Annotated in this window: 15 protein-coding genes; 10 read left to right on the plus strand and 5 right to left on the minus strand. The window is 38.5% G+C overall.

The features are described from left to right. Positions 1-54: 54 nt before the first annotated feature. From HMPREF9009_RS17970 to HMPREF9009_RS17985, 4 genes are read right to left on the minus strand one after another with little or no spacing between them, the layout of a single operon-like run. Positions 55-1,188, minus strand: a complete 1,134-nt coding sequence (locus HMPREF9009_RS17970) for a DUF1735 and LamG domain-containing protein (protein WP_008022210.1) — start codon at positions 1,186-1,188, stop codon at positions 55-57. Positions 1,189-1,219: 31 nt separating this feature from the next. After that, on the minus strand, positions 1,220-2,356 hold the full coding sequence (locus tag HMPREF9009_RS17975; RefSeq protein ID WP_049702913.1) for a glycoside hydrolase family 18: 1,137 nt from the start codon (positions 2,354-2,356) through the stop codon (positions 1,220-1,222). Between the two features lie 25 nt (positions 2,357-2,381). After that, entirely contained in the window at positions 2,382-3,956 is a 1,575-nt protein-coding gene (locus HMPREF9009_RS17980) for a SusD/RagB family nutrient-binding outer membrane lipoprotein (RefSeq protein ID WP_015531208.1), read from the minus strand. A gap of 11 nt (positions 3,957-3,967) precedes the next feature. Further along, the gene (locus HMPREF9009_RS17985; RefSeq protein WP_049702914.1) at positions 3,968-7,279 is read right to left on the minus strand and encodes a TonB-dependent receptor; all 3,312 of its coding nucleotides are present in this window, start codon (positions 7,277-7,279) and stop codon (positions 3,968-3,970) included. A gap of 379 nt (positions 7,280-7,658) precedes the next feature. Between HMPREF9009_RS17985 and HMPREF9009_RS17990 the strand changes: the two genes are divergently transcribed. From HMPREF9009_RS17990 to HMPREF9009_RS18015, 6 genes are all read left to right on the plus strand, one after another. Continuing rightward, a complete protein-coding gene (locus tag HMPREF9009_RS17990; RefSeq protein ID WP_049702915.1) occupies positions 7,659-8,894 on the plus strand; it encodes a site-specific integrase in 1,236 nt (411 codons plus the stop codon). Between the two features lie 624 nt (positions 8,895-9,518). Then, positions 9,519-12,323, plus strand: a complete 2,805-nt coding sequence (locus tag HMPREF9009_RS17995; protein WP_049702916.1) for a SusC/RagA family TonB-linked outer membrane protein — start codon at positions 9,519-9,521, stop codon at positions 12,321-12,323. A gap of 17 nt (positions 12,324-12,340) precedes the next feature. After that, on the plus strand, positions 12,341-13,891 hold the full coding sequence (locus tag HMPREF9009_RS18000; RefSeq protein ID WP_004300463.1) for a SusD/RagB family nutrient-binding outer membrane lipoprotein: 1,551 nt from the start codon (positions 12,341-12,343) through the stop codon (positions 13,889-13,891). 27 nt (positions 13,892-13,918) lie between these two features. Then, positions 13,919-15,052 carry a glycoside hydrolase family 18 gene (locus HMPREF9009_RS18005; RefSeq protein ID WP_004308163.1) on the plus strand — a complete coding sequence of 378 codons (1,134 nt, stop codon included), beginning with the start codon at positions 13,919-13,921 and terminating at the stop codon, positions 15,050-15,052. An 8-nt stretch (positions 15,053-15,060) separates the two neighbouring features. Continuing rightward, entirely contained in the window at positions 15,061-16,260 is a 1,200-nt protein-coding gene (locus HMPREF9009_RS18010; protein ID WP_049702917.1) for a DUF1735 and LamG domain-containing protein, read from the plus strand. A gap of 23 nt (positions 16,261-16,283) precedes the next feature. Next, entirely contained in the window at positions 16,284-17,237 is a 954-nt protein-coding gene (locus HMPREF9009_RS18015; protein ID WP_009039645.1) for a DUF4999 domain-containing protein, read from the plus strand. 333 nt (positions 17,238-17,570) lie between these two features. On the opposite strand, the gene HMPREF9009_RS18020 is transcribed toward HMPREF9009_RS18015, so the two are convergent. Further along, positions 17,571-18,563: a FecR family protein gene (locus HMPREF9009_RS18020; protein WP_049702918.1), complete on the minus strand. Its 993-nt coding sequence runs from the start codon at positions 18,561-18,563 to the stop codon at positions 17,571-17,573. 163 nt (positions 18,564-18,726) lie between these two features. On the opposite strand from HMPREF9009_RS18020, the gene HMPREF9009_RS18025 reads away from it, so the two are divergent. From HMPREF9009_RS18025 to HMPREF9009_RS18040, 4 genes are read left to right on the plus strand one after another with little or no spacing between them, the layout of a single operon-like run. After that, positions 18,727-19,335: an RNA polymerase sigma-70 factor gene (locus HMPREF9009_RS18025; RefSeq protein ID WP_004313621.1), complete on the plus strand. Its 609-nt coding sequence runs from the start codon at positions 18,727-18,729 to the stop codon at positions 19,333-19,335. After that, positions 19,332-19,958 (plus strand): NanQ anomerase/TabA/YiaL family protein, encoded by a 627-nt coding sequence (locus tag HMPREF9009_RS18030; protein ID WP_004313620.1) that lies wholly within the window; start codon positions 19,332-19,334, stop codon positions 19,956-19,958. The genes HMPREF9009_RS18025 and HMPREF9009_RS18030 overlap by 4 nt, the downstream gene beginning before the upstream one ends. Before the next feature lie 8 nt (positions 19,959-19,966). Further along, positions 19,967-23,137: a UvrD-helicase domain-containing protein gene (locus HMPREF9009_RS18035; protein ID WP_049702919.1), complete on the plus strand. Its 3,171-nt coding sequence runs from the start codon at positions 19,967-19,969 to the stop codon at positions 23,135-23,137. After that, the gene (locus HMPREF9009_RS18040; RefSeq protein ID WP_049702920.1) at positions 23,134-23,751 is read left to right on the plus strand and encodes a radical SAM protein; all 618 of its coding nucleotides are present in this window, start codon (positions 23,134-23,136) and stop codon (positions 23,749-23,751) included. The genes HMPREF9009_RS18035 and HMPREF9009_RS18040 overlap by 4 nt, the downstream gene beginning before the upstream one ends.

Raw genomic sequence — 23,751 nt, forward strand, 5'->3', positions numbered from 1 at the left:
ATATGCCTCTGCGACATATCCTCCTCTTTCAATGATTTATTAGCCTAAAACATTTTATTTATCAAATCGGATATTATGTTCCCACCTTTGAAGTGCACCATTAGATGTTGCATTGTGTCCGTTTCCTGTAGCATCTCTAAAGGAAGTGCCATCTCCTTCATCCATTGGCCAAAGGGCAATCAAATTAGGATTCTTAGGATTAACTTCAAAATACATATTGTTTGCGATCTCCGATTCTGTACGAGCTACTTTCCATAGGCGAACCTGACTCATAGCACAATTATTACGGAAATAGCTACCACTATCCACTATTTTCATAAAATCAAAGCGTACGCTTCCACCTTTCGGTGCAGGAGGATCAAAGAAGGTATCTTGTTTTCCATTCCTATAAATGGTAAGTGTTGTTCCATTATAAACGAAAGCCCAATGATACCAAGTGTTTGCTTCCAAATCACTGGCTGTTTGTTTTTGACCTCCCAAAGACTTTATCTGTAGATAATTGTAAGGCCTATTGGCATCTCCAAAACGGATATAGATTTCATGATCATTACTTCCGGAAGTGAAAATAGCCTGATTATTTATACTATAACCATCCATACGTACCCATGCTTCCAATGTCCATGCATCTACTGTAATTCCCCAATCCGTTTCAGGAAGTGTTGTTACATTTCCGGCATTACCACGTAATACAGGAACAGAAACATTCAAAGGCTTAGCTAATACATAAATAAATTTACTTTGAGCTTTTGATTTTACAATATTACCTTTTATAACATTTCCTAATGTAAGAGGAATGGCATAAGTAATACCATTAGTCACAAAATCATCCACATGAAGTCGATAATTAGCACTAATTTCACCTGCCGGAATTATCACTGTCGCATTCTTTGGAAGCATATCGGCTGGCAAGACTTCATATTCCGTACCGCTAGTTGCATTGTATTCAGCCAGTAATTCAGGAGAGAACTGGATTTCCACTTCCACATCTTCCATAACTTTTTGAGCTAAACGCACAACAACGTTAATGTCTGCACCATCATCCATGGTAACAGTAGTAGCATTGTTTGTACCAGCCGCATCTGTTATGTAAAGGCTGTTTGACTGTGCCTTGTATTCTGCATTCTCACATCCTATAAGAAAGAATGCTGACAATGCAATCATAAGACTTGATAAATAGATATATTTCATAATTTTCATTCTTATAAAATTCGTTTAATCATTATTCTTCGTTGGCAGCATTCATGCGTTCATAGAAATTCCTATATATGTTTGTAATTCCCTGACGCAAGAAATAATATTCCGGTGAACCATCATAATCGCCCTTACCTTGTGCATAGTCAAAGCCTACACGATAAAGACCACATCCACCAATTAACTGGTCTATTTCATAAGGTTTTCCATTAACAGTATAAGTATTTTTATATACGTAGTTTGACATACCCAGGAATCCTCCTCCAGTATTAGCATACGATTCAAAATTCTCGGTAGCTATGGTTCTACGGACAATTTCATCCGGAGTAATAATCCCCTGTTGTATCCAATCATCCATATCACGCAACACGCCTGTCATTCTATAATCTGCCATTCCACCATAAGCTTGCAATACAAAATAGTCTACATAGTATGAAAGCCATTCTTTATCCATACCTGTTCGGATTCCAACCTCACCGTCAATCAAGAAAAGAAGGCGTTTCTCTGGCATAGGGCGATCTCCACGATCGCGGTTAGGATCCATAGCACCATGTCCAAACCAGTAGGAAAGTTCCTCGACAAAAATAGTTCTCTGTACTTTATTTGACCAAAGCGGACCAACTCCCATTCCACCACCAGGCTCATAATCCCAGTCATAACCATCATATCCACATTCAAGACAAGCTTTATAAATATCCTCTGCATAGGCTTTAATTGCAGGCCTCACCTTTTCCGGATCACTACTGGTTCCAGCTTCGTGATAAATTTCTTTATCCGGAAGGTCGTCGCCTACATTTTGAGAAAATAAGGTAACAACAACCTTTGTGCCTTTCACTTTTTGTACATATTCCATATCAGCCTTTCGCTCCGAAGTTAATTCAAATTTCGGATGCCCACCCCAGTTGGAAGCAATGGTTACAGAATCAGGCAGACCTCTCAAGCTATTTTCACCGGTAGGAGAAGTTCCTGTCCAATTGTCGAACCAAACGAACACTTGTGGAAGTCCCGGTGTTTCTTTCCACTTGCGCAAAGCAGCATAATATTCATCAGTTTTAATTGTTTGATTCAAATCAACATCATTAATAGATTCCACATCCGTACATCCAACGAAGAATATAGCGGCAAATGCAAATCCGAATGCATTTTTTATATGCTTTATATTCATATTCTATATTTTATCAGGTTAAAATTTAATTCTTTTTCGCCCACCACAAATCTGTAGCTCCGGTGTCCGGACCACCTAACATAGTTGCAATAGCTGCTTCTACATTGGCTGAGTTACTAGATTTTTCCGTTGTAGGATATGGTAAACGACGTACCATACGTTTACTATCAATATCACCGATATAACCAACAGAGCTTAGATTATCTCGCGCCGTAAACAATTCAGGATAACCAGTTCGGCGATAATCACACCACGCTTCGATTCCCAATGGATAGTTGGCAATCCATTTTTGAGTAATAATCTTCTGAAGTTTATTACTTCCGTTTTCCCATGCAACAGTAGGAACATCAGTAAATGAAATATTATTTTGAGAGTTCCATCGATCTGTATACCCTTGAGGAACAACTGTACTTGAAAGATAATCACCAATCTCTACGCCATATTGATTCATTGAAATTTGAATACCTTGTTCATAGTAACTCTTAGCTGCCGCTGTTCCACCTGCAATCCATCCTTGTAAAGCCGCTTCAGCTTTTAAGAAATAAGTCTCTGCCGCATAAAAAACTGGCATAGGAGAAGCATCTGTTACAGCTGGTTTAGAGTACCTTGCAGCACTACCTTCAACGCTTTTACTTGTATCTTTAATACCCATACGTACACCACGATACTCTCTATACGAAGTCGAGGTATTCATATATTTGCTGATACGTGGATCATTATATCCATTCATGTATGCAGAAAGTGTTGCATTGATAGCTAAATCACCCCAATCTGAAGCAATCCAAAATGGGTTATATGGCATAGATGGAAAAAAGGCATTATCATCATTAGATTCTATTACTCCGCCATCAATCGCTTCCGCCATCATTTGTTTGGCATATTCTGTATCTTCAGTATTAGAAGCGATACGTACGGCCATACGAAGTTTTAATGAGTTAGCGTATTTGATCCATTTGCTAAAATCACCATTATATATGATATCATATTCGGCAACAGGTACTTCTTTTCCTTCATTTTCCTGAACAAATGCCGAAAGTACATTGATACTACGTGTCAAATCATCAAACATATTATGATAGAGTGTTTTCACATCGTCATATGCCACTTGGAATTCTCCTTTTCCCATTTCAGAGTAAGGGATAGGACCATAAATATCAGCTACACGAAGCATAACACCGACCCGCAGAATAGATGCCCACGCATAAATATATCCGGTACCTCCTGTAGATTCTTTTATTGTCTGGAAATTCGGATAAAACTCTGTAAACATATCTTTATAAGGAACATCTACCCAGTCAGCACTAGGATTGAATGTTCCAAAATTAGTACCATTCCAAGGAGCAGTTGTTGCAAAATACCCGCCATACTGCCCTACCATTTGTTCAGTGTGTTGACTGTTATTTTCCTGACAGGCATTCAATAAGCGAGTCATAGCCACAAACAACGTACCGACCCGTTCCGTCGGAGTCATATCTTCGGGATACACGTCTGTTGGATGTGTGTTTAATTCGTCAAAGTTTCCCGTACATGAAGCGAATAGCAGAGTAGTAGTGAAAGCTGCCACGCTTACAGTCTTAATTATATTGAATCTTTTCATCATTCGTTGCTTTATTAGAATTGTACTTTTATACTAAATCCCATGTTTCTCAAGCTAGGTTGCATGAAATAATCCACACCAGTATAGAATGTACTGGTAGATGACGCAACCAATTCAGGATCGAACGGTGCCTTGCAATATATCATGCCCAGATTATTTCCGATTAAACCTAATGTTACATCAGCAATGTTATACAACCACTTTTTAGGGAGTGTATATTCAAGACTAACCTCCTGCAAACGAATATTGGTTGCTTCATATACATAGTGGTCACCTTCACCAGTACCAGCCGCTACTATGCCGAGATAATCCTTAGCGGATACATTTCTGTTATTGATGGTTACTCCTCCAGCCTGACGAAGTTGTGCGCTATATTCGGAAACACCACAACGATCAAGGAAAGCTTGTGTATTAGATACAACCAAACCACCAAAACGTCCGCTTAACAATATATTCAGACGTAAACCTTTATAAGTAAATGAGTTTCTCCATCCTAAATTAACCTTTGGAAGCAATGAACCGATTTTCTTATATTCGGTTTCCACCATACTTGGCAAACCTGTCTTGGCATCCAAATAGATATAACCATTATTATCGCGTTTAAAGTCACGGTTGATATACAGGTCTCCCATAGAACCACCTTCTGTCAGGCGTACTACCGGTGAAGTAGAGCCTCCTAATCTTGCTTTGTCTACATAAGGCATTTCAATCGGTTCCCCCGTAATTCTGTTTGTAACACCATCAGCCAATCTTTTAATTTTATTCTTATTATAAGTAAAAGTAAAATTACTGGACCAACCGAAATCACGCCACTCATTTTTATATCCTAAGGCCATCTCTATACCTTGGTTCTGTACACTACCTGCTTGGATGTTAACAGCCGTATACCCAGAACTTGCCGGAAGAGGCGCAGCGAATGTTTGGTTACGTGTATCAGAGTTGTAATAAGTAATATCAAAATTCAATGTATTCTTGAAGAAACGCATATTCAATCCCGCCTCATAAGATTTAGTAATTTCTGGTTTCAAATCAGAGTTTGGATACAAGGATTCTGCTTTATATTGGTCAAGCTGATCATCATAAACATAACGTACCTTTGTCAAATATGGATCATAGGCATTACCCACCGAAGTGAAAGAAAAACGTGCTTTTAAGAATGAGAACCATTCAGGCAAATCAATAACTTCACTCAAAATGCTTGAAAGACCAATAGAAGGATAGAAAAACGGTTTATTTCCTCTTTCTGAAAGAGCCAGAGAAGAATCCCAGTCAGCACGTCCGGTGAGACTTAAGTAGAGAAAACTTCTCCAGCCTATTTCCGCATTGGCAAAAACTGATTGTGTCTGACGCTTTAAACCATCAGCATTTACTTTATAATAACCACTGCGTGTAAGGTTTTCGATGGTAAAATGATTAGTTACATTGTTCAAGTCTCCATGTAAAGAAGTCAACTCCATACGAAGATCCTTAATAGAAGCACCCAAATTGGCCGTTACATTAAATTCATTGAACGTTTTATTGAAGTTCACCAATACATCAGCATACACTTGTCTGTCTAGACGGTTTTCTTCTTTATATCGCCCTTTTGGACCAGCAAAATTACCGACCGTACCTGCGTGGAATTTTTCGGTGTATTTACTTTCGGTGTTATCGATGCTCACACGTCCTTGTACATTTAGCCCTTCAATGATATTATATTGTAGACTAGCAGCCAATTTATAACGTCTTCTATCGTTCTCACGATTCATACGATTCATAATCCAATAAGGATTTTGAGACGAAACACCGCCTAAATCACCATATGGCCAATACTGAGTATTTACACCCGACAAATCATCATAACGTTCGTATACAGCTACATCAGAAAAATCTTCGCCACGTGGGAACAAGTACAAAGAAGTAAGCGGGTTAAAATACTGCCCTTGCGATACCATATTCTTATCGTTTTGAATAATATAGTTAGCACTTGTATCCAAAATAAACTTATTATTCAAGAAGTTGGTAGTATTACGGAATGAGAAATTATATCTATCATAGTCATTATTGGGCATAATGCCTGTTGCATTAGTTGTGGCTACAGAGATATAGCTTTGACTCTTATCATTACCTGTAGAGAGAGAAAGTGCATTGGATACATTGCTTCCTGTATTAAAAAAATTTGCAGGATCGTATCTCTTATCAGTTTCTAATCCCCAGCTCATCATTTCACCTGTCATATTACCATAAGTGTTTTGAAACTTAGGCATCATCATAGGATCACTGAATGTGGTATTATTACTATAAGTCACGGTTGTCTTATCAGCACGTCCCTTCTTGGTAGTAATTAATACTACTCCATTAGCTCCTTCATATCCATACAATGCAGCTGCAGAAGGTCCTGTCAACAACGACATGCTCTCAATATCATCCGGATTAATGTCAGCTATTGATTCACTGCTCGGTTGTGTAGCCATAGCTCCATCACCCCCGGAAGAAGCACGATTATACATTGGAATACCATCAATCACATAGAGAGCGTTATTATTCTGCGTAATAGATTTAGCACCTCGCATTACAACCTTTACACCACCGCCTGGACCTGAAGCACTAGAATTAATCTGTACCCCTGCTGCTTTACCAGCCAGTGCTCCCATAAAGTTAGTACTCTTTACAGTTGTAAGTTCATCCCCTTTCACCTGTTGTACATTATACGTCAATGCTTTCTCTGACCGCTTGATACCCAATGCAGTAACAACTACTTCATCCAATACTTGCGTATCTTCTCCTAGGGTAACTTTCAAGGGTTGTGCGTTGGTAAGTGTGATTGCTTGGGAGGCATAACCGATATAGGATACTTCAAGTACATCACCTTTAGCTGCTTGTATTTTGAAATTTCCATCCATATCAGTGATAGTACCATTTGAAGTTCCTTTTACCAAAATACTAACTCCAATCAATGGTTCTCCTTTTGAATCAGTAACAGTACCACTTGCAGTAATTGGTGTTTTTTTCTGCTGCTCTTCTTTATTACTCTTCGCAGAAAGTACAATATGATTATCTACTATTGAAAAACTGACATTAACTCCTCTGAATAACTGATTCATTACATTATTCAAAGATTCTTTTGTTACCTTGATAGATATGACACGATTTATATCGACATCATTTGTGTTATAGACTACTGACATTGAAGTTTGTTTCTCAATTTCTTTCAAAGCAGTGTTCAAGGGTACTTTCGATAGATTAAGAGTGATCGTTCGTTCTTGCCCATAAGCTGAAGCAAAACACGAAACCAACAAAAGGAAGAATAACAAGTGTGAGAACTTGTGTTTTATAATTTCTTTCATCTTATTCTTTTTAATTAGAAATAGTTTTTAGAGAGTTTGTAATTAGAAGCGGTAAATGTGATTACCGTTTTCACACAAAGGTTTCATGTATCTCTGTTTCTCATAATTAATAAATTTAAAGGTTACACTTAAAATAAATTCCATAAGCGCTTATTCAATAGTAATACATTTTATGTTGTAACCTTACTAAACGAAGATAAGATTTTTTTTATCAAAAAAATAGAATAGGTAGATTCTTATTTGAAAAATAAATACTCAAATATTTGATAAATAGAATCTTATGTACTTATTAAAATCAGACTGATTTATTACATTTGCATACATTTTGCATACAATATATGTATGCTTTACCTATTGTATAGATATAAATATTCATTTTATGTTCAAATATTCAAAAGATGGAATTTCGGTTTTAACCATATTAGATACCAGAAGAGCAAAAAAGAGTGGACAATTTCCTGTTAAAGTTCAAGTGGTATATAGAAGAAAGCAAAAATATTACTCAACTGGGAAAGAATTGTCAAAAGAAGATTGGGCAAGGTTATTAAAAGTAAAAAGCCGGTTATTGGCAGAAATTCGATCAGATATAGAGAGTAGTTTTTCAACTATTAAGCAACAAGTTAACGAACTGATACAAAAAGGAGAATTTAGTATTGAAACATTAAGCGCCAGGTTAGGAAGGCAGATGAATGATATGACTTTGCGCAGTGCTTTTCGCTTAAAAATGAAAGAACTGGAAGCCAATGAACAAGCAAACACTTACTTAAATTATCAAAGTGCTTTAAAAAGTTTAGAAGATTTCGGAGGTTCCACTATACCTTTGGAAAACATTACAATTGATTGGCTTAAACGTTGTGAAAAATTTTGGATATCAGAAGGTAAAAGCTATTCAAGCATAAGTATTTATTTCCGAGCTTTAAAGTGTGTCTTAAATCGTGCTGTACATGATGGTATCATAAAAGAATCATCTTTTCCTTTTGGAAAGAATAAATATGAAATTTCTGAAGGGTGTGGACGTAAATTAGCACTTACTCTTTCTGAAATAAAAAAAGTAATGTCTTATCAATGTGAAACAAAAGATATAGAAGAATTTAGGGATCTCTGGGTGTTTTCTTATTTATGTAATGGCATTAATTTTATGGATTTATTATTTCTTCAGTATTCAAATATTATGGATGGAGAAATATGCTTTGTACGCTCTAAGACATCTCGAACTACCAAACATAACAAAGAGATACATGCAATCATTACTCCTGAAATGTGGAATATTATTCAAAAATGGGGTAATCCAAGATTAAGCCCGCAAACGTATATTTTTAAATATGCTAGAGGATCTGAAGATGCCTTTGAAAAGATTAGATTGGTACGGCGTATTATAACCAAATGTAACAGAAGACTTAAAAAAATAGCCCAAGACATTGGAATTTTTCAGTTGACGACTTACACGGCAAGGCATTCTTTTGCTACAGTATTAAAACGTGGAGGTGCGAAAACCTCATATATTTCTGAAAGCTTGGGACACTCTAACTTATCTGTAACCGAGCACTATTTAGCATACTTTGAAAAAGAGGAAAGAATAAGGAATGCTCAATTATTGACTAACTTTAATCTCTAGATTAATACATTTGCATGCAAATTGTATGTACAATGAAAAATGGACCAATAATTGATATAGGATAAAAGTGAGTATAATATTAAAAAACGCATATTCAGATTACCTATAATTTAGAATATGCATCTTGTTATCAGGAGTGTTTTGAAAACCGCAGGGATTTCCACTTTAGCCAAACGTAATTCAAATAAAAAAGGATAATATTATTGCAAATTATTCTTTTTATCGCCCGCGTAGTGATAGAATAGTATCTAATATTGACAATATTAATCAAATGAAAAGATTCCGTTCTTTGTATTATCGGCACTAACTAGAAGAAAACAACTACTATAAAACAAGTTATTATTATTCTTTAAATGATTTGTTAGGTTCCATTTAAAGAATCAAAATGTTCCACACCGAGAAACGAAGTGATTCTCGGTGTGGAACATTCCTGAAAAAACGTCTTTTATCGAATATTCATACCGCATATATGAATAAAAACAATTTAATTACTGCATATTCATGTGCAATCTTACTAACTTTTTCTTTCATTCATTGATTTTGCTCAATTGTATTTAGCCTAACATCTTAAAAATAGAACATCTAATCTATTTATCTAACAAGAATTGGATCTAGAGAAAGTATATGAAACTGATTTTCTCCCAAACAATCACGCTTGCCAATGCCCAACCTCTTAAAATAACCTTAGGAGAAGATACACAAGTATTGGATGAAGTTGTTGTTACTGCATTAGGTATCAAGCGTGCAACCAAGGCGTTAAGTTATAATGTACAAGAGGTAAAAGGTGATGAATTGACAGCTGTTAAGGACGCCAATTTTATGAATTCATTATCAGGAAAGGTTGCCGGTGTTCAAATTAATAGTGGTGCAACCGGTGCTGGTGGTGCCACACGTGTTGTTATGCGTGGTATGAAATCTCTGACTAAAGATAACAATGCATTGTATGTAATTGATGGTGTACCTATTTTTAATACAGGAAAAAGCGGTGGCGAAGGATTATTTGGAGAGATGGGAGGATCAGATGCTGTTGCTGACTTAAATCCGGATGATATTGCTAGTATTAGTATGATGACCGGTCCTTCTGCGGCAGCATTATATGGTTCTGCTGCGGCAAACGGTGTTGTTTTAATTACTACTAAAAAAGGCCAAACAGAGAAAACTACCATAACAGTATCCAACAGTACTACTTTCTCTAAAGCATATATTATGCCGGATATGCAGAACCGTTATGGTACAAGTTCCGGATTATTCAGCTGGGGAGAATTGACAAACCGTCGATATAACCCATCTGACTTCTTTGAAACAGGCTCCAATGTTATCAATTCGGTAGCATTATCTACAGGAAATACCAAAAACCAGACCTATCTTTCTGCTTCTACAACTAACTCCGGTGGAATTCTTCCGAATAACTCCTATAACCGTTATAATTTTACGGCACGTAATACCACCCATTTCCTGAATGATAAACTTACTCTGGATATCGGTGCACAATATATCGTTCAGAACAACAAAAACATGGTTTCTCAAGGACAGTATTATAATCCTCTCCCATCACTGTATCTATTCCCTCGTGGAGACAACTTTGACGAAATTCGTTTGTATGAACGTTATAATACTAACTACGGCTATATGGAACAATATTGGCCTTATGGTGATGCAAGTTTGTCATTACAAAATCCATATTGGATACAAAATCGCATCAACCGTACTTCCAACAAGAAACGTTATATGATGAACGCTTCTTTGAAATGGCAGGCTACAGATTGGCTCAATGTTGTCGGTCGCGTCAATCTGGACAACTCCGACTACCGGAATAAAAACGAAAAATCTGCTTCTACATTAACAACATTCTGTGGTGTAAGCGGTGGTTTTGAAGATGCCATGCGTCAGGAACGTTCTTTATATGCCGATTTCCTGGCTAATATAAATAAAACATTTGGTGTTTTTCATTTAACAGCCAATGTTGGTGCTTCCATATATCATACTTCAATGGATCAGTTATATATTGCAGGTGACCTGGTTATTCCCAACTTCTTCCAGATCAACAATATTAATTTCTCCGCCAACTATAAACCGGACCCTACCGGATATGAAGATGAAATTCAAAGTATTTTTGCCAGTGCTGAATTAAGTTGGAAAAATCAACTGTATCTAACTGTAACCGGACGTAATGACTGGGATTCAAAACTCGCATTCTCCAAACAAAAATCGTTCTTTTATCCGTCAGTCGGTTTATCGGCTTTATTATCAGAAATGGTTAAACTACCAGAGGTGATTTCTTATGCTAAAATACGCGGTTCGTATACAGTGGTAGCCTCTTCTTTCGATCGTTTCCTTACTAATCCGGGTTACGAATACAACAGCCAGACACATAACTGGGCGAATCCGACCGTATATCCGATGGACAATATGAAACCTGAAAAGACTAAATCCTGGGAAATCGGTTTGAACTTGAAATTCTGGGGAAATCGTTTTAATTTAGACGCTACTTACTATCGTTCTAATACACTGAACCAAACATTTAAGGTAGATATCCCCTCTTCTTCCGGATATAAACAAGCGATTGTACAAGCTGGTAACGTGCAAAATCAGGGTATTGAATTAGCTTTAGGATTCAGTGATAAATGGGCAGGATTCGGATGGTCTTCTAATGCAACCTTCACTCTAAACCGTAACAAGGTGAAACGACTGGCAAGCGGTAGCGTGAATCCCGTGACAGGAGAAGCTATCCAAATGGATGAAATGAATGTGGGTTGGTTAGGTAAAGAGAATGTAGCTCCTCGCGTCATCCTGACAGAAGGAGGTTCCATGACTGATATCTATGTATACAACCAACTGACAAAAGACAATAACGGTAATATAAAAGTCGATCAGAATGGTAATCTGGGTATCACTTCATCAAACACTCCGGTAAAAGTAGGTAATCTGGATGCTGATTTCAACCTCGGATGGACCAATCATTTCACTTATAAAGGAATTGATTTAGGAGTTGTATTATCAGCCCGTGTAGGCGGATTAGCTTATTCGGCTACTCAAGGTATTTTAGATTATTATGGAGTATCCGAAACATCTGCAACAGCTCGTGATAATGGTAGTATACCTATTAATAACGGCAAAGTTAACGCCCAAAAGTATTACCAGACTATTGGTACGGGTGAAGGTGGCTACGGTCGTTATTATCTATATAGTGCAACCAATGTACGTTTGCAGGAATTGAGTCTAAACTATACACTTCCTAAAAGATGGTTTAAAAATGTGGCGAATGTTACTTTGGGTATTGTAGGACGTAATTTATGGATGATTTATTGTAAAGCCCCATTTGACCCGGAATTGTCTGCCTCTACCTCCAGTAACTATTATATGAATGTAGACTACTTTATGCAACCCAGCTTGCGTAACTTCGGTTTTAATGTGAAAGTTCAATTTTAAAAGAAAAAGCTAATGTTATGAGAAAATATTTAAGAAATATCACAGTCGGTGCCGCTCTGTTGTTACTGGCAGGAAGTTGTACCGATAAATTTGAGGAGTATAATACGAATCAATATCAAATTCATGATGCAGACCCTGCGACTTTGATGAAATCTATGATTGAAACAATTGTGAATATTCAGCAGAATGACTCTCAAATGCAAGATCAGATGGTGGGACAGTTAGGTGGCTATCTATGCTGTTCTAACACATGGAGTGGTACAAACTTCAGCACATTCAATCAGAGTGATGCCTGGAATGCTACCCCCTGGAACACTCCGTTTGAAAAAATATATGGAAACTTTTTCCAAATACAAGAAGCGACAAATTCTACGGGACATTATTATGCTTTTGCGTGTATGATACGTGCAATAACAATGCTTCGCGTTGCGGATTGTTATGGACCGATGCCTTACAGCCAAGTAAAGAAGGGTAATTTCTATGTATCTTATGATACCCAGGAACAGGTCTATACCAGTATATTAAGTGATTTAGCCAATGCAGCCGATGTTTTGTACAACTATTATGTAGAAACAAATGGTAATGCCCCATTGGGAGCCAATGATCCGGTTTTTGATGGAAATTATTCAGGTTGGGCTAAGCTAGCCAATTCAATGCGCTTACGTGTTGCAATGCGAATCAGCGGAACATGGCCTGGCATTGCTCAAGAGGCAGCTGAAGCAGCAGTAACACATAAAGCCGGATTGATTGAAAGTAATTCGGATAATGCTATGCTTTCTTGTGGCACACAGAGTAATCCATATCAACTGGCAGCTGTAAGTTGGGGTGATCTGCGTGTGAATGCAAATATTGTAGATTATATGAATGCATATGGCGATCCACGTATGCCGAAGTTCTTTAATAAGTCTACCCTTGCCGGGAAAACAGATAAATATGTAGGTATGCGTACAGGAGATGCTGATTTTAAAAAGGCAGATGCAGCAGGATTCTCTATTCCTGCATATACGGCAACTTCTAAATTAATGGTTTTCTGTGCTGCAGAGACAGCGTTTTTACGTGCAGAAGGAAAATTGCGTGGTTGGAATGTCGGTTCTAAAACAGCAAAAGCCTATTACGAAGATGGTATTAATTTGTCAATGGAACAATATCAGGTTTCAGCCACTGAATACTTGAAGATTGACGAAGCTCCTGTCGTATCACATGAAAGTGATGCTGTGCAAAATGCTACTGCTACAATTACCAATACAGTGAGTGTGATGTGGGATGACAGTGAGGCTGATAACGTAAATGGAAAAAATTTCCAACGTGTCATTACTCAAAAATGGATCGCCAATTATCCATTAGGATTGGAAGCATGGGCTGAATATCGCCGTACAGGTTATCCGGAACTTTATCCTTGTATCGACAATCTATCAGATTGTGGAGTGAGTAGCCAACGCGGTATGCGTCGTCTAAGCTTCCCTTATACAGAGGCACAAAACAATAAAGCCAATTATGATCTGGGAGTAGCAGAACTAGGCGGTGCTGATAACGAAGCTACTGACTTAAAGTGGGCTAAAAAGAACTAATTTATATAATGCATAAAAAGGACTTTTATGAAGAAAATTTATTTATTATACATTGTACTCATATCACTGGCAACGACCTCATTGATCGGTTGCAGTGACTGGACGGAGTCGGAAGCAAAAACTTTTCCCGAATCGATCGTATCGGATGAATATTATGCGGCCTTGCGTGCCTATAAGCAGACAGATCACCAAGTTGCCTTTGGCTGGTTTGGTGGCTGGAGTGGTGAAGGTGCTTTTATGAAAAGCTCTCTAGCTGGTATTCCGGATAGCGTAGATATTGTTTCTATTTGGGATAATGGAACGAATCTTTCTGAAGCTCAACGTAAGGATATGGCTTTTTGCCAGAACATGAAAGGTACAAAAATTATATACTGTTCAATTATCGGTGGTGTAGGAGACAAACTGACTCCACAGAATATACTGGATAATTGGGAAGAAATGGGATACAATAGTAAACAGGAAGCTATTAATGATTTTTGGGGATACCCGTCAGACGAAAGTAATATAGAAGCAGTAGAAACTTCAATCCGCAAATATGCAAAAGCGATTGTAGATACTTTAAATCTATATGGTTATGATGGATTTGATATAGATTACGAACCTGTGGCCGGACCCTACACCGGAAATATAGTCAATTCAGATGAACATTTGTTTTTCTTTATTGACGAATTAGGCAAGTATCTGGGACCGAAATCCGGAACAGGAAGACTATTGGTCATTGATGGTGAACCTCAAAGAATTACTACCAAGCCTGAAATTGGAACTTACTTTGATTATTTCATTATCCAAGCCTACAAACCGGGAAGTGATTCAAATTTAGACAAACGACTTATTGATGGTAAGGTTTGGGGACCAGGGTTGGTAGAAACTTTTGGCGGAGTAATGACCGAAGAGGTAATTACGAGAAGAACTATAATGACTGAAAACTTCGAAGCGACCGATGCTGCGATGGATGGCGGTTATCCCTATACCGACCGTTATGGGAATAGTATGAAATCTTTGGAAGGCATGGCACGTTGGCAGCCTAGAAATGGTTTCCGTAAAGGTGGGGTAGGAACTTATCACATGGAAGCAGAATTTGGTACTTCACCGGAATATAAGAATATACGTCGTGCCATCCAGATTATGAATCCATCATCACATTCATTACTTAAAAATTAATGTAAACTATGAAACGTATGAATTATATAAGAACTTTATACTTCTCTGCAATTATAGCAGGCTTAGGAAGTATGGTAAGTTGCGGAGATGCGAAATATGATGCTTTAGACACACATGCTTATATTGAAGAAGCACTTTCAAGTACAAGCCAAAAAGTAACTGTACAAGCCTCTGGCGAAAGTTTTACTACTCTAAATGTGCATCTTAGCAATCTTTCTTCTACAGACAACCATTATAAGTTGGTCACGGACCAATCTGTATTGGATGCTTATAACCACATTAATGGAACCGGATATATAATGTTGCCCGAAGGATATTATACACTACCGGAAACTATTACAGTGAAAGCAGGACAATATGCAGCCGATGCCCTCTCCATCGCTTTGAAAGCTTTCAGTCAGGAAATGATGAAATCGGGAGAATCATATGCACTGCCTGTAAAACTAGTATTGCAAGATGGAAGTATTTCACCGATGGAAAATACCGGAACCTTTGTTATTTTGGCAGAAAGTATTATCGAATTTTCAGCTCCAATGTTTGTTGGCGCTCCTAGTTTAAAAGCTAATAAATTCACAGAATCTCCCGAAACGTATTCACAATATACGATAGAGGTTCGTTTTCAGGTAGCCAACACAGCTGACCGTGACCGTGCAGTCTTTAAAAACGGAGGAGATGATGCAAACTTCATCCTTTTACGTTTTGAGGATCCTCAAAGTGACAATGAAAATTATAAGGCACATTCATTAGTACAGATTGTAGGACGTAACCGGCTTTATTTGAATCCAAGTAATTCTTTCAAGCCAAACGAATGGCAACATTTAGCATTGGTCTGTGATGGTTCCAACTATCGACTTTACATAAACGGAGTTGATTCGGGTGTGTTGAGTATACCAACAGGAGCAACAACTTTCTCTGATGTAAATTGGTTCTGCTTAGGTGATGATTCTTATAGTAGATGGGGAAACTGTAAAATTTTGATGAGTGAAGCACGTATTTGGTCCGTAGTTCGTTCCGCTTCTCAAATTCAGAATAACATGACGCAAGTTAGCCCTAAATCTGTAGGTTTGGAAGCTTATTGGCGATTCAATGAAGGACAAGGTAATGTGTTCGAAGATGCAACCGGTAAAGGTCATACTTTGACAACTTCTGCTACTCCTACCTGGATTGACGGTATTTTATCTACAGATAAGGCTACTGAATGGAAATAGTAAAAATTAAATTGTATATGTATATGAAAAATATATTTCAATCACTATCAATAGCAACTCTACTCGGCTTGTTTGTCCCATTCATTTCGTCCTGTAGTGATGATGAAGAAGTTTTTAACGAGTGGAATGCTACGTATGTGTCTCTACAGAGAAATGACTATTTATCGGGGAATGTAAAAAAGTTCAATCTGACTCATGATGCGAATGGAATCGGAGGAGATGAAATTAAGATGGCTTTTACTGTAAAAACACAGAAAGCAGTCTCTACAGATATGGTTATCGCATTAAGTGCAAAAAGTGAAACAGAAGGGCTTGATGCAAGCCAGATCGTTTTAAGTTCCTCACAGGTTACTCTCAAAGAAGGACAGATGACTTCTGAAGAAATCACTGCAACGGTCGATCCAACGATATTCGCCAGTATCATGGAAAAAACAAGTTTCTCTTTCAGTGTATCAATCAGTAATGTAACTACCAATGATAAGAACACTGTCATTAGCAGTAATTTAAGTATCTTACCTGTCATCATTAATAAAGCTGCCTACTGTAATCTAAAAAGTGGTACTCCTAGCAATAGCCAACTTATCAGTAATCGTGTAGGTTGGATTGTTAATGTGGAAGAAGGAGTAGACGGCGCGCCTAATAATTTAATTGATGGCAAGACTGGAACTGACGTTGCTCTAAATAATAAAGGCTTCTGGTTCACCGTTGATTTAGGAGAAACTAAGGTTTTAACAGGCATCAAAACGAATCACTGGGGAAATGCATATGCTCCTAGAGAAGTGGAAATATTACAGTCTGAAAATGGTATGACATGGAAATCATTAAGTTCATTAGCAATACCCGGTAGTAGTACACAAAACATCACGTTCATCTCTCCTATTACTACGCGATATCTAAAATATCAGATTATCACTATCTCTACAAACGGTCGTACGGATGTTACAGAATTTAATGTTTACGAACCCAAAAGTGAGTAAGTATTTATGAATAGATAACTATAAAAATATAGAATAGAGGCTATCAAACAGGCCTTAAGTTCATAAAATCACCCTCATTACAATGAACTGCACCCCAAAAGTTGAACACAAAACTTAAGGAGTGCAGTTCAGTCATGTAGTGAGGGTGATTTCTCGTGTTAAAGACTATCTAATCAAATCCCATTCCAATCAGTTTGCCACTACATATATGTGAAATGCCCCCAGAAAGTTATGTATCTAACTTTTGGGAGCACTTCACATCTTTATATAACGAACAAACCTTAATCTGTCAAGATCTAATTAGACAGCCTTTTAGAAACACTAACCTATCTCTTATTTCTTCATCACTCGGACAATCCGTCCGTCTTTCTTATAAGAAAAATGATTTGTATGCATCAAAACATTCAGTATTTCATCAGCAGTGCTATCAGTAGAGAATTCACCGGTAAACCGTTCTGATTTCAAAGCATCATCCTTATAGATAAATTTAATATCATACAACTTCTCCATAATATTGGTTATTTCCAATAAAGAATGTTGCTTGAATTCCAACTTACCTTTCATCCACAGGAGCACATCCGTAGGCTGGTTATATTCAATCAACTCTGCCTGATAAGTATCCGTATTCACATTCAATGTCTGTCCCGGTTTCAGTAAATAGCCATTCTCTTCCGTTCGTGGAGAATCCACCCGCACCAAACCTTGAAGCAAGGTAGTCACTACCCTATTCTCTTCTTCACGCGCACGCACATTAAATTTCGTACCAAGCACACAAGTCTTGATTTGTTTACTGTTTACGATAAATGGAGCATGTTTATCATGGGAAACCTCGAAATAAGCTTCACCCGACAAATCGATTTGGCGATCCGAACTCCAGAAAGAATTATGATAAACTAATTTAGAAGATGCATTCAGCCATACCCTACTACCATCCGGCAGTACAGTCTGTGCTCTCTGTCCGGCAGCAGTTATCACCTCATAATCTGAAAGTTTATTGGAAAGTAATCCCCAGGCAATTCCACCGGCAAAAACAAGTCCGGTAAGAAAAGCAGCAGCCACAGTAGCATAACGCCCCCAACGGATTGAGATATTTTTCCGTTTAGTATTTCTCTCCTTTTCTCTGATAGCCGACTTAAATTTATCTAATGACGCCTCTGTATCTACAGCATTCATCACCGCTATACGTTCACCTACAAAAAGAGTATAATAAAGTTGCTCTAAAGTTTTCCGATTCCCCGGTTCTTCCTCGCACCAAGTTTCCACCCGGGCAGCTTCTTCATCATTACATTCACCCTGCAGATAATTCAACAAGATAGTTTCATCCATGCTCATTTGACCTTTTACAATAAAAAAACTATAAAACCTTTGTAGTAATACAGTTGTGAGTACAAATATACTAAACGAAAAAAGAAAAAAATATTTTTTCTCGCATTTTTATTTCATTTATCTACTTCTTTCATTATTTTTGTCTTACATAAATTAAAAGAGAATGTCACAATCTCCGATATATTTGGATATTAATAATAATAAGTCCGTTATTACTGCCCTAAAAGCAGGAGAAGAAAAAGTTTTTGACGTCGTCTACAGACATTATTTCCGTAGGCTATGTGCTTTTTGTTCTCAATACGTAAGTGAGCAGGAAGAAATAGAGGAGATTGTGCAGGAAACAATGATGTGGCTGTGGGAAAACCGTTGTACTCTGATGGAAGATCTGACACTCAAAACTCTTCTTTTTACGATTGTCAAGAACAAAGCCCTCAACCGTCTTTCCCATTTTGAGATTAAACGAAAAGTACATCAGGAAATCGTAGATAAATATGATAGTGAGCTCAATAACCCGGACTTCTATTTGAGTGATGAGCTTTTCCGTCTATATGAAGAAGCATTAAAAAGACTTCCGAAAGAATATCTCGAAGCCTACGAGATGAACCGTAATCAACATCTGACGCATAAAGAAATTGCCGAGAAACTGAATGTATCTCCACAAACGATTAATTACAGAATTGGACAAGCTTTAAAGCTATTACGAGTAGCTTTAAAAGACTATCTACCTTTATTCATACTTATTTTCGGACCTAATTTTTTCGAACAATCATGAAATCAAACTTCGTATTTAGTAGTTCAAGCCTGTTTATCGGACTTTTTCTTTTCTTCTTCACAGAAAATGTATATTCACAAGAATCTGCTGACAACTGGACTCTTAAACAAGCCCGCCAATGGACACAGAAACAAGAATGGGCGAACGGGCTGAAGGCAATGCCTCATAAGACAACCGATTATCAGGAGTTTGCCTCACAATATCACAAGAACAAGAAAGTGTGGGACAAGACTTTCCAATGGCTAGCTACCCACGACCTCGTAAATATGCCTGCCGGACGATACGAAGTAGATGGTGAACATTGCTACATCAATGTGCAGGATGCAACAACACAAGATGTCAGTAAACGTAAAATTGAAGCACACCGCCACGGCATCGATTTGCAATATGTAGTAAAAGGTACCGAACGTTTCGGAATTACTTCAGCCGAATATGCGGAGCCTATCACCGAATATAAACCGGATGTTACTTTCTACAAAGCCAAAAAAATAAAATATGTAGATTCCACTCCGGACACATTCTTCATGTTCTTCCCTAAAAACTTCCATCAGGCATTAGTAAAAGCCGGGAAAGAACCGGAAGAGATACGAGTAATCGTTGCTAAAATCGAATATATCCCTTAAACAAAAACATGAGTGAACTTTTAGTCTATAAAGCCTCTGCAGGTTCGGGTAAAACATTTACCCTGGCCGTGGAATACATCAAACTATTAATTTTCAATCCCCGTGCCTACCGGCAAATTCTCGCTGTAACCTTTACCAATAAGGCAACAGCAGAAATGAAGGAACGTATTCTTAGTCAGCTTTTCGGCATACAGATAGGTGATAAAGATTCGGAAGCCTATCTCAACCGTATCAAAGAAGAGACTGGAAAAACCGAACAGGAGATACGGGAAGCGGCAGGTGTCGCCCTTAACTATATGCTGCATGATTACAGCCGGTTCAGGGTAGAGACTATTGACTCATTTTTCCAATCTGTCATGCGTAATCTCGCACGGGAACTGGAACTTAGCCCGAATCTGAATATCGAGTTAAACAATACCGAAGTTCTTAGTGACGCCGTAGATAGTATGATCGAGAAGTTAGGTCCCACTTCCCCTGTCCTCGCATGGTTATTAGACTATATCAACGAACGAATTGCCGATGATAAACGATGGAATGTATCAGACGAAGTTAAAAGTTTCGGACGCAATATTTTCGATGAAGGCTATATTGAAAAAGGAGAAGGACTTCGGCAACGACTGCGTAATCCGAACACCATCAAAGAATACCGCAAACAACTGAAAGCTCTGGAAACGGAAATACTGGAGCAAATGAAAGGATTCTACGACCAATTCGAAGGAGAACTGGATGGTCACGCATTAACTGCTGATGATCTGAAAAACGGTTCACGGGGAATCGGAAGTTATTTCCGTAAACTGAATAATGGCGTTTTAAGCAATGATATCCGTAATGCCACAGTAGAGAAATGTCTGGAAGATGCCAAAAATTGGGCAACCAAGACTTCTCCCCGTTATGCGGATATCATCAACCTGGCTAATTCCAGCCTTATACAAATTCTGGAAGATGCTGAAAAGTTGCGTTCCAAGAATAATTTGTTACTGAATAGTTGCCGGTTATCCTTGCAACATCTCAATAAAGTGCAACTTCTCGCCAATATCGACGAAGAAGTACGTCAGTTGAACCACGACAACAACCGTTTTCTGTTGTCAGACACGAACGCCCTGCTTCACCAACTGGTGAAAGACGGTGACTCCTCTTTTGTATTCGAAAAGATAGGGACAAATATCCATAATGTCATGATAGACGAGTTTCAGGATACCAGCCGAATGCAATGGGGCAACTTCAAACTGCTTTTGCTCGAAGGGCTGTCTCAAGGAGCAGACAGTTTGATTGTAGGAGACGTCAAACAGTCCATTTATCGTTGGCGGAATGGTGATTGGGGAATTCTCAACAGCCTGAATGACCACATCGAGCATTTCCCGATCCGCGTCAAGACGTTAGCCACCAATCGGAGAAGTGAAACGAATGTCATCCGGTTTAACAATCGAATCTTCACAGCTGCTGCCAACTATCTGAACGGAGTGTATAAACAGCAATTAGGCAAAGATTGTGAGGATTTGCAGAAAGCCTATGCCGACGTTGTGCAGGAATCTCCCCGAAGTACAGAAAAAGGATACGTTAAAGTCTCTTTTCTCGAACCCGACGAAGAACATGACTATACCGAGCAGACACTTATTAGCCTGGGAGCAGAAGTGGAAAACCTCCTCGCCTCCGGAGTACAGCTTAATGACATCGCCATCTTAGTACGAAAAAATAAAAGTATTCCCCGTATTGCCGATTACTTTGATAAGGAGCTACACTACAAAGTGGTATCAGACGAAGCCTTTCGCCTTGACGCCTCTCTTGCCATTTGTATGATGCTGGACGCCTTGCGATTTCTTTCCGACGAAAACAATAAAATAGCACGTGCCCAGCTGGCCATAGCCTATCAAAACGAAGTTTTACAAAAAGGATTGGATTGGAATACCCTCCTACTCCTCCCTGCCGAGAATTATCTTCCCGCCGCTTTTCTTGAAAAGATAAAAGAATTAAGGCTAATGCCTCTCTATGAGCTATTGGAAGAGCTTTTCAGTATATTCGAGATGAATCTTATCAAAGACCAGGATGCCTACTTATTCGCATTCTTCGATGCTGTCACTGACTATCTACAAAGTAACTCTTCCGAACTCGACGGATTCATCCGGTATTGGAATGAAACGTTATGCAGTAAAACAATTCCAAGCGGAGAAGTAGAAGGAATCCGGATTTTCTCCATACACAAATCCAAAGGATTGGAATTCCATACCGTGCTCCTCCCTTTCTGCGACTGGAAACTGGAGAATGAGACCAATAACCAACTTGTATGGTGTACCCCGCAAGCAGCACCATTCGACGCGTTGGATATTCTCCCTATCAACTACTCCACCCAAATGGCAGAATCTATTTATGGAAACGACTACCTGCAAGAGCGTCTCCAACTTTGGGTAGATAACCTCAATCTGTTATACGTTGCTTTTACCCGTGCAGGAAAAAACCTTATTATCTGGAGCAGAAAAAATCAAAAAGGTACCATGTCCGAACTGTTGGCAAACACTCTCCCAATCGTAGCTAAGGAAGAAGGTATTGATTGGGAAGAAGACTGTTACGAACAAGGACAACTATGTCCGTCAGAAAAAGAAAGAACAAAGACATCGACCAACAAGCTAACCCAGAAACCGGAAAAGCTCCCTATCCGGATGGAATCCATGCGCCATGGTATTGAGTTTCGTCAGTCCAACCGTTCAGCGGACTTCATCCAGGGAATTGAGGAAGAAGACTCGGACGACCGCTTTATCAACCGCGGGCGTATGTTACACACCCTGTTTTCTGTTATCGAAACAGCAGAAGATATAGATCCGGCCATCGAACGACTTATTTTTGAAGGAGTGATCAGAAATGATGAGAAAGAAAAAGTAGCCCGCGAAGTTGCAACGAAAGCTTTTTCTTCTCCTGAAATTCAAGATTGGTATTCCGGAAAGTGGACATTATTTAATGAGTGTGCCATTATCTATAAAGAAAAAGGAGTGCTACAAACCCGTCGCCCGGACCGCGTAATGATGAAAGACAACCAGGTTGTTGTAGTTGATTTCAAATTTGGTAAGGAAAACCCCAAATATAATAAACAGGTAAAAGGCTACATGCAGCTACTTACCAAGATGGGATATAAGAATATCACCGGTTACTTGTGGTATGTGGATGAAGAAAAAATAGAAAAAGTATGAAAGCAGTTCCCCTCATCGGCATCGCCCGCCATCGACTAACAATTGACGGTGAAGGAGTTACAACATTAGTTGCTTTTCACGGTTGTCCGTTGCGTTGCAAATACTGTCTCAACCCGACATCTTTGCAACCTAACGGTGTTTGGGAGAGCTATAATTGTAACCAGCTCTACGAGGAAGTACGCAAAGATGAACTCTACTTTTTGGCGAGTTGCGGCGGAGTCACATTTGGCGGTGGAGAACCTTTATTACAAAGCGAATTTATCAGGCAATTCCGCCAACTCTGTGGCCCGGAATGGAGAATCACTGTCGAAACCTCTCTCAATGTTCCGCAACAGAATGTAGAAGAACTGATTTCTATTATAGATAATTACATAGTCGACATCAAAGATATGAATAATGACATCTATCAGCGATATACCGGAAAGAATAATGAAAACGTCTTAGGTAATTTACGATATTTAATCGGGAAAGACAAAGCCAAGCAAATCGTTATTCGGACACCACTCATCCCCTCCTATAATACGGAGAAGGATATTGACCAAAGCATAGAACTTCTGAAAGAAATGGGAATTACCCAGTTCGACCGGTTCACTTATAAAACCCCTAATGATTAA

It is taken from the genome of Bacteroides sp. 3_1_13 (genome assembly GCF_001185845.1).
Taxonomy (GTDB): domain Bacteria; phylum Bacteroidota; class Bacteroidia; order Bacteroidales; family Bacteroidaceae; genus Bacteroides; species Bacteroides xylanisolvens.

Excerpts from the sequence above, each read along its gene's own strand:
- HMPREF9009_RS17970 (WP_008022210.1), bottom strand. The coding sequence starts at position 1,188 with ATGAAATATATCTATTTATCAAGTCTTATGATTGCATTGTCAGCATTC.
- HMPREF9009_RS17975 (WP_049702913.1), bottom strand. The coding sequence starts at position 2,356 with ATGAATATAAAGCATATAAAAAATGCATTCGGATTTGCATTTGCCGCT.
- HMPREF9009_RS17980 (WP_015531208.1), bottom strand. The coding sequence starts at position 3,956 with ATGATGAAAAGATTCAATATAATTAAGACTGTAAGCGTGGCAGCTTTC.
- HMPREF9009_RS17985 (WP_049702914.1), bottom strand. The coding sequence starts at position 7,279 with ATGAAAGAAATTATAAAACACAAGTTCTCACACTTGTTATTCTTCCTT.
- HMPREF9009_RS17990 (WP_049702915.1), top strand. The coding sequence starts at position 7,659 with ATGTTCAAATATTCAAAAGATGGAATTTCGGTTTTAACCATATTAGAT.
- HMPREF9009_RS17995 (WP_049702916.1), top strand. The coding sequence starts at position 9,519 with ATGAAACTGATTTTCTCCCAAACAATCACGCTTGCCAATGCCCAACCT.
- HMPREF9009_RS18000 (WP_004300463.1), top strand. The coding sequence starts at position 12,341 with ATGAGAAAATATTTAAGAAATATCACAGTCGGTGCCGCTCTGTTGTTA.
- HMPREF9009_RS18005 (WP_004308163.1), top strand. The coding sequence starts at position 13,919 with ATGAAGAAAATTTATTTATTATACATTGTACTCATATCACTGGCAACG.
- HMPREF9009_RS18010 (WP_049702917.1), top strand. The coding sequence starts at position 15,061 with ATGAAACGTATGAATTATATAAGAACTTTATACTTCTCTGCAATTATA.
- HMPREF9009_RS18015 (WP_009039645.1), top strand. The coding sequence starts at position 16,284 with ATGAAAAATATATTTCAATCACTATCAATAGCAACTCTACTCGGCTTG.
- HMPREF9009_RS18020 (WP_049702918.1), bottom strand. The coding sequence starts at position 18,563 with ATGGATGAAACTATCTTGTTGAATTATCTGCAGGGTGAATGTAATGAT.
- HMPREF9009_RS18025 (WP_004313621.1), top strand. The coding sequence starts at position 18,727 with ATGTCACAATCTCCGATATATTTGGATATTAATAATAATAAGTCCGTT.
- HMPREF9009_RS18030 (WP_004313620.1), top strand. The coding sequence starts at position 19,332 with ATGAAATCAAACTTCGTATTTAGTAGTTCAAGCCTGTTTATCGGACTT.
- HMPREF9009_RS18035 (WP_049702919.1), top strand. The coding sequence starts at position 19,967 with ATGAGTGAACTTTTAGTCTATAAAGCCTCTGCAGGTTCGGGTAAAACA.
- HMPREF9009_RS18040 (WP_049702920.1), top strand. The coding sequence starts at position 23,134 with ATGAAAGCAGTTCCCCTCATCGGCATCGCCCGCCATCGACTAACAATT.